Genomic DNA, 9,656 nt, shown 5'->3' with positions numbered 1-9,656 from the left:
CGACAAGTCCATCGACCACCTGCAGAAGACCAAGGAAGCCCTGCTGGGCGCCGACCGGAACCTGCGCCTGGCCAATGACAAGGCCCAGGACGTGACCGTCAAGAAGCTCACCCGGAAGAACCCGACCATGAAGGCCAAGTTTGACGAGTTGAAGGCCAGCCAGCCGGCGCTGTCTGCCCCTGACGCCAAGGGACCCACCGCTGCGTGACGCTGCGCCAGTGAGGGCTCCGCGGATTGCCTGTGGAGCCCTCGCTGTGGTTCTGCTTCAGCCAATTGGAGTAATTCTTGGGGTCAGTCACCACGGCTGGAGATGGTGGGCCTTAGGAGGGGAAATCCGTCGCTAGGTTCCATTCACGTGTGAGCAGGCCCAAGAGCTCTCGGTGCCGCCGTTCGATGACCTCGGGAGTCCATTGGGGCTCCTTGAGGACCTGCGTCGTAAGGGCAAAGGACGAAACCCCAGCTCGTGAAGAGAAGTAGGCACTCTTCTTGCGATCGAAGTCGTAGTTCTGGGCTTGGGAGTTCTTGCGCCGGTTGAGCAGCAGCAAGTTGCCCAAGCGATGCCGCCAGTGCAGCCACTCCTCCTCAGAGAAGTCTTGGAGCCACTGACTGCTCTCATCCGGGTTCTGTGGCAGGACATGCTCCACGGTGATGATGCTGTGGTCGTAGGTTGCACCTGCATCGCTGGCCAGCATCGAATCCAGACGAAGGAGGATGTACTTCCTTACTCGCCGAACTGTGTAGATCTCGTCGCCCAGACGTGCAAGTGTCTCCCGCCTCTCGCTGCTGCTCAGCTCGAAGGCTGGGCTGGTGAGACCTTGCCCATCCACCAGTTGCTTGAGCAACTCCATGTATCGCTGCACGCGGGGCGTGGCGTAGACGCGACGGAGCAGCATACTCGCCGCCAGACGCTCGAGCTGGCACATGAACTGGGACAAGTATTCGGCGTCGTCGCCGTGGTGGCGGAGAGCCCACAGGGCGACAGGCCGCCAGTCGTCATTGTCTAGCTGGCTCAGTCGCTTGAGCCATGAATTCACGCTTGGCCATGCGCCGGCGCCTTGGAAATCCTGTGACAAGAGCCTGTTGTCTGCCCGCGCGTAGGGCTCGAGGACCTCACGGATGAAACCCTTGCCGTTCGAAGGCAGGTAGACGTCCAGTACCTGTTCGCGGAACTCTTGGAGGAGGCCACGCACAGCGCGAGTCTGAGAGGTGATCGCGCGAATGTAGAGGAACAGCTCACCGAATTCGCGACGGCCAAGCTCCTGTTCCAGCTGTTCCCAAGCGTTGGCGTAGTGATCGCGGTCATGCTCTGGGATCGCCCCGATCACCTGGGACTTGAAGATGTCGGGAGGCGAGAGCGGAAGGCCACGAGCATTCATCACGCTGAAGATTCGGTACGCACTGTTGAGGTCTGGGGTGCTCACTGTGACCACGAAGGTCCGCTTGCCCAGCATCTTGTAGAGCTGAAGCAGTTCTGGTTGTCCCCACTCCAAGAGTTCCTTGCGCAGAGCCGCCGCATTGTCCCTGATGGCGCGCTGCGAGTCTGTGGTCGTGAGGTTGTCACTGACTGTGACCAGTTTGGTGGTTGCGCCCTTGGTTTGGATGTGTTCTCGGAAGAAGGCCGAGTCCCGCGGGCGAAGGGTCAACCTAGGGGCAGCGTCCTTGTCTTCGAATAGGACCGCGGGCTCTTCGAGGAGCTTGTGGATGGCCCTCTGGAGCTCGTCGTCAACGACGAGATCGCGTAGCACGGCCAGCAAGATGGTCAAGGTGGTGAGCCGCTGCTGACCGACGATGACCTCTGAACGAGGGGAGGTTGCTTCCTTGATGAGGACGACGGAACCAAGAAAATAGGGCTCTTGGGTGTCTCGATCCAGGGCGCTCTGGAGATCTGACAGCAGTTGCAACGTCTCCTCCGTTCCCCACGCGTACGGTCGTTGGTACTCCGGGATGACGAAGTCGAAGTCGTCTGTGAAGAGCTTGCCGAGACTGATTTCGGCGGCTTTGATCGGTTGCAGTGCGACGGCCATGGTTTTCCTAGGGTTCTGCTGTGAGGATTGGTGGTTCCTATGGGTAAGGCAGCTATTCCATCAGACTTCGAAGGAGGTTGAGGCTCAAGTCGATCGGGTGTTGAGAGCTTGGTGTTAATGGACGGAAGTGTGCGATGTCATTCCTGGCTTGTCCGGTTTGGTTTAGGATCTCAGTGCATGTCTTTCGATCCATAGGAAACTCGAGCACTGACCAGATCTTCTCGTCGCCTAGTGCGTTGACGTACTCTTGGAATGTCATGCTGGCCGCGCCATGGAACTCACTGCTCACTGCGACGCTATTGCGGTGGCGTTCGAGGCTTGGTATATCGATTTGATCGAGAAGTGCTCTGAGGCGATTTTCGATCTCGCGGAGCTTCATGAAGGGGCCAGTCCGTTCTTCGAATGCCGCTGCAAGGTCGCTAGCAGTGATGATGCTTACGATTCGGCGATCTGATGCGCGCACGTAGATAAACTCTCGCTGGATGATCACCGGGACTAGGTCGACAAGGTCATCGGAAGATGCGGCTACGTACCCGTCGGGGAGCATGGCCTGCGAGACATTCTTCGCGTGTGGGTGTCGGGCCAAAGTCTCCCAGGTTACCGTTCCGTGGAGCTCCCGATGATCGTTGGACAACACGGGGATCTGTGAGAAGCGGTGCATCACCATGAGTGCGCGAGCCTTGCCTACTGAGTCCCCCTTGCCTAGCGAGGTCAGCTCGCCATCAGTGGTGGCCAAGGAGGAGACAGGGATTCCGTGGGGTTCGTCCCAGCGGATGGTGCTGTCTCGCGGGTCAGAGATGACAACGCTTCCGTATCTGTCGGCCTCTGAAAGTTCTGGTCTACACTCGAACTTACGTTCGTTGATCTTACTCTCGATGAATTGCGTGGCGTAGGGGGTCTTGTACGTGTAATTGACGAGACGAAGGAGATCGGCAACGGAAATTCTTCTAGGGTTTCCCGCTTTCACTGTGGCTAGGAATCCTTGAAGGTTCTCCGTCTTCTCGTATTCATCCTCCGTGAAAGGGATGGGATCGATGGCGCGTGGGGAAGCGTTCTTGTCAGTGCTCATTTTGAGACCTCATATCCCTCAAAATCTCATGGATCGGCTTCGTTGCCGTCTCGGTGTCTACATTATCCACTGCCCGGTGGCTCCGCATCTACGTGGTTTTCGAGTAAGCGAGTCGTGGTTTTCCTGTCATGTCCCAGTGCTCCGTCGACTTGCGCACCTTCAGCTCCGGCGTGATCCGAACCGGCTGGATCGGGACGTCGGTGATCAACCCGATGAGCCCCTCCACGCAGGCCTCGCCGAGCTTCTCGAAGGGCTGGCGGACGCTGGTGAGCGGCGGGAGGAAGTAGGAGGCACCGGGGCTGTCGTCGTGGCCCACCACGGAGACCTGCTCGGGCACGGACACTCCCGCGTCGTGCAGCGCAGACATCAAACCCAGGGCCATCTGGTCGTTCGCGGAAACCACTGCTTCGGGCAGCCCGTCCTTGAGCAGCGCCACCCCGGCGCGGTGGCCGGACTCGGCGCTCCAGTCGCCATCCAGCACGTCGCGCACGGGCAGGCCCGCCGCGGTCATGGCGTCGCGCCAGCCGCGTTCACGTTCCAGGGCGTCGAACCAGGTCACCGGCCCGCGCAGGTGGGCGATGTCGCGATGTCCCAACTCGATCAGGTGGTTGGTGGCCATCATGGCGGCGGCGTGCTGGTCGACGGAGACGGTGAGCATCCCCTCCAAGGGCTCCACCCCGTCGGCCACCAGCACCTGTGGCACCTCGCCGGCCAGCACCGTGAGGCGGTCCATCAGCTGCACCTGCGGCGCAATGACGATGATGCCGTCCACTCGATGGTCCAGGAAGAGGTCCAGCACCTGCTGGATCTCGGCCTGGCTGGTGTCGCGGATGGCAGCAACCAGAGTGGCGTACCCCTGCTCTCGGGCAGCCATCTGGATGGATGACGACGTCTGGCTGGGGCCGTAGTAGCCGCCCTGGTCCACGATGACGCCCAGGATGCGGCTCCGGCTGGTGGCCAACGCCCGGGCGCCCATGTTGCGGCGATAACCCAGCTCGGAAATGGCCTGCTGCACGCGCTCCCGGGTGCCGGGGGCGACGCTGTCGGGCTGGTTCAGGACGCGGGAGACCGTCTGGTGGGAGACCCCGGCCGCGCGAGCAACATCGGCCATCCCCGGCCGACGTGGCGCTGTGGTCATTTCGTGCCTCTTTCACCTGTGCTCGTGGGCTGGGCCGCTGCCCGCGACTGTAGCGGGTGGCCGGGTGCGCACCCCGCGTCGTCCGGATCATGCCGTCCGCAAGGAGTTCCCGTCGACTTCCCGGGGACCCCTTGCAATCGCGTCGATGTGAGCGTTAACATCGATCTCAGAACAAGATGTTAGCGTTCACATCGAACGAGCGCATCCACCTCATCTCACAGTCAATGACGACAGGAGTTGCTTCTCCCATGAGTCTCCGCACGGAAGCCGCAGCAGCGCCCACGCAGACCGAGCAGCGCAAGATCCCGGCCCGTTTCATCTACTTCTTCGGATCCTTCGGCGGGATCCTGTTCGGCTACGACATCGGCGTGATGACCGGCGCGCTTCCCTTCCTCACCAAGGACTGGGGCCTCACCGGCAATGCGGCCGCCATCGGCTGGATCACCTCGTCGCTGATGCTCGGCGCCATCTTCGGCGGCGCCATGTCCGGCCAGCTCGCCGACAAGCTCGGCCGTCGCCGCAGCATCCTCGTCGCGGCCATCATCTTCGCCGTCGCCTCCCTGGCCCTGGGCGTCTCGCCGCACGGGAGCCTCGCGTACATGATCGTGATGCGGGTGCTGCTGGGCCTGGCCGTCGGAGCCGCCTCCGCCCTGGTCCCCGCCTACATGGCAGAGATGGCCCCCGCGGGAGTGCGTGGCCGGCTGTCCGGACTGAACCAGACGATGATCGTCTCCGGCATGCTGCTCAGCTACATCGTCGCCTGGTTCCTGCAGCACCTGCCCACCACCTGGGCCTGGCGCTCGATGCTGGCGGTGGCCGCCGTTCCCGCCGTCATCCTCTTCCTCGGCGTGCTGAAGCTGCCCGAATCGCCCCGTTTCCTGGTGCGCAACGGCCAGGAGGGCATGGCGCGCGCCGTGCTCGGCATGATCCGCAAGCCCGAGCAGGTGGAGCCCGAACTCCGCGAGATCCAGCAGGCCATCGAGGCCGAGACCAATGCCCAGCAGAGCACCTCGTGGGCCACCCTGCTCAACCCCCGCTACCGCTACCTGCTGATCGCCGGCGTCGGCGTCGCGGCCTTCCAGCAGTTCCAGGGCGCCAACGCGATCTTCTACTACATCCCGCTGATCGTGGAGCAGGCCAGCGGCAAGGAGGCCAGCTCGGCCCTGATGTGGCCCATCATCCAGGGCGTCATCCTGGTGCTCGGCTCCCTGCTGTTCATGGCCATCGCGGACCGCTTCAACCGTCGCACCCTGCTCACGCTGGGCGGCAGCGTGATGGGCATCTCCTTCATCCTGCCGGCCGTGATCGCCAAGATCGCCCCCGACGCGAACCCGATGCTGATCGTGGTCTTCCTCAGCATCTACGTGGCCTTCTACTCCTTCACCTGGGCGCCGCTGACCTGGGTGCTGGTGGGCGAGGTCTTCCCGCTGATCATCCGCGGACGCGCCGCCGGCATGGCCTCCTCCTTCAACTGGATCGGCTCCTTTGCCGTCGGCCTGCTCTTCCCGATCATGACCGCCCACATGCCGCAGGCCGCCGTCTTCGCCATCTTCGGCGCCATCTGCATCGCCGGCGTCCTCTTCGTGCGCACCTGCGTCCCCGAGACCAAGGGCCGCTCCCTCGAGGAGATCGAGGCCGCGGGCAGCCGCTGACCCGGACCCACCCCGCCAGACCCACACCCAGGAAGGCAACCATGACCATCGTCCTTGCAGAACTCGACCAGCAGACCCAGCAGCGGGTCGCCGAGACCCGCCAGCGCGTCAGTGACCTGCACGCCGAACTGCCCCGTAACCAGCTGGTGGTGTGGACCGCCGGCAATGTCTCCGAACGCGTCCCGGGCGCCGAGCTGTTCGTGATCAAGCCGTCGGGCGTCTCCTACGACGAGCTCGCCCCCGAGTCGATGGTCGTCTGCACCCTCGACGGCCACAAGATCGACGACGGCACCCCCGCCAAGCTGCAGCCCTCGTCGGACACCGCGGCCCACGCCTACGTCTACCGCGAGATGCCCGAGGTGGGCGGCGTGGTGCACACCCACTCCACCTACGCGACGGCCTGGGCCGCCCGCGGCGAGGAGATCCCCTGCGTGCTGACCATGATGGGCGACGAGTTCGGCGGCCCCATCCCCGTCGGCCCCTTCGCCATCATCGGCGACGACTCGATCGGCCGCGGCATCGTCGAGACCCTCAAGGGATCGCGCTCCCGGGCGGTGCTGATGCAGAACCACGGCCCCTTCACCATCGGCAAGGACGCCCGCGACGCCGTCAAGGCCGCCGTGATGTGCGAGGAGGTGGCCCGCACCGTGCACATCGCGCGCCAGCTGGGCACCCCCATCCCCATCGACCAGACCCACGTCGACAGCCTCTACAACCGCTACCAGAACGTCTACGGACAGCACTGACCACCACCTGACCACCACCCAGGCGGCCCGGAGCAGCCGAACCGCCCCAACATGCCAAAGGAGGCATGATTCCCATGAACAACCCCTTCGAGAATCGCGAGATCTGGTTCCTCACCGGAAGCCAGGGCCTGTACGGCCCCGAAACCCTCGAGCAGGTGGCCGAGCAGTCGCAGGCCGTCGCCGGGCTCCTCGACGAGGCCGAGCAGATCCCCGTCCCCGTCGTCTGGAAGCCGGTGCTGACCGACCGCGACGCCATCCGTCGCATCGCCCTGGAGGCCAATGCCGACGACCGTTGCGTCGGCGTGATCGTGTGGATGCACACCTTCTCCCCGGCCAAGATGTGGATCCAGGGCCTCGACGCGCTGGCCAAGCCGATGCTGCACCTGCACACGCAGTACAAGGCGGAACTGCCGTGGAGCACCATCGACATGGACTACATGAACCTGAACCAGGCCGCCCACGGCGACCGCGAGTTCGGCTACATCGCCACCCGGCTGGGCGTGGCCCGCAAGACCGTCGTCGGCCACGCGTCCACTGACCAGACCCGTCAGCGGATCGGCCACTGGACCCGTGCCGCCGTCGGCTGGGCCGAGCTGCACCAGATGCGGCTGGCCCGCTTCGGCGACAACATGCGCAATGTCGCCGTCACCGAGGGCGACAAGACCGAGGCCGAGCTGCGGCTGGGCGTCTCGGTCAACACCTGGGGCGTCAACGACCTGGTCGCCGCCGTCGAGGCCGTCGAGGAGTCCGCCGTCGACGAGCTGGTGGCCACCTACGAGCAGGACTACGACGTCGCCGCCGAGCTGCGCCGCGGTGGGGAACGCCACGACTCCCTGCGCTACGGCGCCCGGCAGGAACTGGGCCTGCGCAGCTTCCTGGAGGAGGGCGGCTTCGGCGCCTTCACCACCAACTTCGAGGACCTCGGCGCCCTCAAGCAGCTGCCCGGCCTGGCTGTGCAGCGCCTGATGGCCGACGGTTACGGCTTCGGCGCGGAGGGCGACTGGAAGACCGCCATCCTGGTGCGGCTGGCCAAGGTGATGGGCCACGGGCTGCCCGGCGGCGCCTCCCTGATGGAGGACTACTGCTACGAGATGACGCCCGGCAAGGAGAAGATCCTGGGCGCCCACATGCTGGAGGTCTGCCCGTCGCTGACCGAGGGCCGCGCCAGCCTGGAGATCCACCCGCTGGCCATCGGCGACCGTGAGGACCCGGTGCGCCTGCGCTTCACCGCCGACCCCGGCAAGGGCCTGGTGGTGGCACTGAGTGACATGCGCGACCGTTTCCGGATGGTGGTCAACAGCGTCGACATCGTCGATCCTGACGAGTCGCTGCCCCAGCTCCCCGTCGCCTGCGCGGTGTGGCAGCCCAAGCCGGACTTCCACACCTCCGCGGAGTGCTGGCTGACCGCCGGTGCCGCCCACCACACGGTGATGACGCAGGCCGTGGACCTGGAAGTCTTCCGCGACTTCGCCACCATCGCGGGCATCGAGCTGGCCGAGATCGGTGAGGGCACCACGGTGCGCGGCTTCGCCCAGGAACTGCGCGTCGGGCAGGTCTACCACCGCCTGGCCCAGGGGATGTGAGCGCCATGACCGGCACTGACACGACTGCCGTGGACGGCGCCAGCCTCATCCGCGACGGCAAGGCCCACCTGGGCATCGAGTTCGGTTCCACCCGCATCAAGGCCGCCCTCGTGGACGCTGACGGACGGCTGCTCGGCTCCGGCGCCCACGACTGGGAGAACCGCTACGTGGAGCAGAACTGGACCTACGGCCTCGACGAGGTGTGGGGCGGGCTGCAGACCTGCGTGGCCGCCCTGCAGGCCGACGTGGAGGCCCGCTGGGGCGTCCGCCTCGAACGGCTCGGTGGGCTGGGCATCTCCGCGATGATGCATGGCTACCTCGCCTTCGACGCGCAGGGCGAGCAGCTGGTGGACTTCCGGACCTGGCGCAACACCTACACCACCACGGCCGCCGCCCGGCTGACGCAGGCCTTCGGGCAGAACATCCCGCTGCGCTGGAGCGTCTCCCACCTGCTGCACGCCGTGCTGGAGGGTGAGGGGCACGTCGAGCGGCTGGACCACATCACCACCCTGGCCGGCTACGTCCACTGGAAGCTGACCGGACGCAAGGTGCTCGGTGTGGGCGATGCCAGCGGCGTCTTCCCCATCGACTCCGCCACCGGCAGCTATGACGCCACGATGATCGCCGCCTTCGACGCCCTGCCGGAGGTGGCCCAGATGCCGTGGCAGATCGGCGACCTGTTGCCCCAGGTGCTTCCCGCCGGGGCCGACGCCGGCAGCCTGACCGACGAGGGCGCACGCCTGCTGGACCCCAGCGGCACGCTGCAGGCGGGGGCCCGGGTGGCGCCGCCGGAGGGCGACGCCGGCACCGGGATGGTGGCCACCAACAGCATCCGTCCCGGCACCGGCAATGTCAGCGCCGGCACCAGCGCCTTCGCGATGGTGGTGCTGGACCGGGAGCTGAGCGGGATCCGTGAGGAGATCGACCTGGTCACGACCCCCGCCGGGGATCCCGTCGCCATGATCCACACCAACAACTGCACGGGAGACCTCGACGCCTGGCTGGGCATGCTCGGTGAGCTGCCGGCCCTGATGGGTCTGGAGGTGGACCGGGAGGAGTTCTACCGTCGTCTCTTCGGGCACGCGCTGGAGGCACCGGCCGACTGCGACGGCCTGCTGTCCTACAACTACCTGTCCGGTGAGCACCAGACTGGTGTGGCCACTGGGCGTCCGCTCTTCCTGCGGGGGCAGGACAGCGGCCTGAAGCTGGCCAGTTTCATGCGGGCGCAGCTCAACGCGGCCTTCGCCGCGCTGGCCTGCGGCATGAAGGTGCTGCTGGAACAGGAGAAGGTGCCGCTCACCTCGCTCTTCGCCCACGGCGGCATCTTCCGCACCGAGGGCGTCGCGCAGCAGGTGCTGGCCGACGCACTCGACACTTCCGTCGCGGTGGGGGACACCGCGGGTGAGGGCGGCGCGTGGGGCATGGCCGTCCTGGCGGCCTTCGC

8 protein-coding genes are annotated in these 9,656 nt (G+C 65.5%); 5 read left to right on the top strand and 3 right to left on the bottom strand.

Translation table 11 applies throughout. The annotated features are described in order from the left end of the window. Nucleotides 1–208: hypothetical protein (locus ACHFFZ_RS02575; protein WP_394275101.1), on the top strand; the 208-nt coding region annotated here is incomplete at its 5' end. 112 nt (nucleotides 209–320) lie between these two features. Here the strand turns inward: ACHFFZ_RS02575 and ACHFFZ_RS02570 are convergent. The 3 genes from ACHFFZ_RS02570 to ACHFFZ_RS02560 form a co-directional block, all read right to left on the bottom strand. Further along, complete coding sequence (locus ACHFFZ_RS02570; protein WP_394275100.1) at nucleotides 321–2,024, bottom strand: DUF262 domain-containing protein; 1,704 nt, start codon at nucleotides 2,022–2,024, stop codon at nucleotides 321–323. Nucleotides 2,025–2,076: 52 nt separating this feature from the next. Beyond that, nucleotides 2,077–3,093: an HPP family protein gene (locus ACHFFZ_RS02565; protein ID WP_394275099.1), complete on the bottom strand. Its 1,017-nt coding sequence runs from the start codon at nucleotides 3,091–3,093 to the stop codon at nucleotides 2,077–2,079. 88 nt (nucleotides 3,094–3,181) lie between these two features. Then, a complete protein-coding gene (locus tag ACHFFZ_RS02560) occupies nucleotides 3,182–4,231 on the bottom strand; it encodes a LacI family DNA-binding transcriptional regulator (RefSeq protein WP_394275098.1) in 1,050 nt (349 codons plus the stop codon). Nucleotides 4,232–4,479: 248 nt separating this feature from the next. On the opposite strand from ACHFFZ_RS02560, the gene ACHFFZ_RS02555 reads away from it, so the two are divergent. The 4 genes from ACHFFZ_RS02555 to ACHFFZ_RS02540 all read left to right on the top strand — a co-directional run. Then, a complete protein-coding gene (locus ACHFFZ_RS02555) occupies nucleotides 4,480–5,883 on the top strand; it encodes a sugar porter family MFS transporter (RefSeq protein ID WP_394275097.1) in 1,404 nt (467 codons plus the stop codon). 41 nt (nucleotides 5,884–5,924) lie between these two features. Then, complete coding sequence (locus tag ACHFFZ_RS02550; RefSeq protein ID WP_394275096.1) at nucleotides 5,925–6,629, top strand: L-ribulose-5-phosphate 4-epimerase; 705 nt, start codon at nucleotides 5,925–5,927, stop codon at nucleotides 6,627–6,629. Nucleotides 6,630–6,703: 74 nt separating this feature from the next. Next, the gene (araA, locus tag ACHFFZ_RS02545) at nucleotides 6,704–8,212 is read left to right on the top strand and encodes an L-arabinose isomerase (protein WP_394275095.1); all 1,509 of its coding nucleotides are present in this window, start codon (nucleotides 6,704–6,706) and stop codon (nucleotides 8,210–8,212) included. Nucleotides 8,213–8,217: 5 nt separating this feature from the next. Beyond that, nucleotides 8,218–9,656 (top strand): xylulokinase (locus ACHFFZ_RS02540; protein ID WP_394275094.1); only part of this gene is annotated, 1,439 nt, incomplete at its 3' end.

Source organism: Luteococcus sp., assembly GCF_043424415.1.
Classification (GTDB): Bacteria; Actinomycetota; Actinomycetes; order Propionibacteriales; family Propionibacteriaceae; genus Luteococcus.
The sequence above is the reverse complement of the archived record's forward strand: the minus strand, read 5'-3'. Positions and strand labels throughout refer to the sequence as shown.

What these genes read in the sequence shown, in the direction of transcription:
- ACHFFZ_RS02570 (WP_394275100.1), bottom strand. Translation starts at nt 2,024, where the DNA reads ATGGCCGTCGCACTGCAACCGATCAAAGCCGCCGAAATCAGTCTCGGC.
- ACHFFZ_RS02565 (WP_394275099.1), bottom strand. Translation starts at nt 3,093, where the DNA reads ATGAGCACTGACAAGAACGCTTCCCCACGCGCCATCGATCCCATCCCT.
- ACHFFZ_RS02560 (WP_394275098.1), bottom strand. Translation starts at nt 4,231, where the DNA reads ATGACCACAGCGCCACGTCGGCCGGGGATGGCCGATGTTGCTCGCGCG.
- ACHFFZ_RS02555 (WP_394275097.1), top strand. Translation starts at nt 4,480, where the DNA reads ATGAGTCTCCGCACGGAAGCCGCAGCAGCGCCCACGCAGACCGAGCAG.
- ACHFFZ_RS02550 (WP_394275096.1), top strand. Translation starts at nt 5,925, where the DNA reads ATGACCATCGTCCTTGCAGAACTCGACCAGCAGACCCAGCAGCGGGTC.
- araA (WP_394275095.1), top strand. Translation starts at nt 6,704, where the DNA reads ATGAACAACCCCTTCGAGAATCGCGAGATCTGGTTCCTCACCGGAAGC.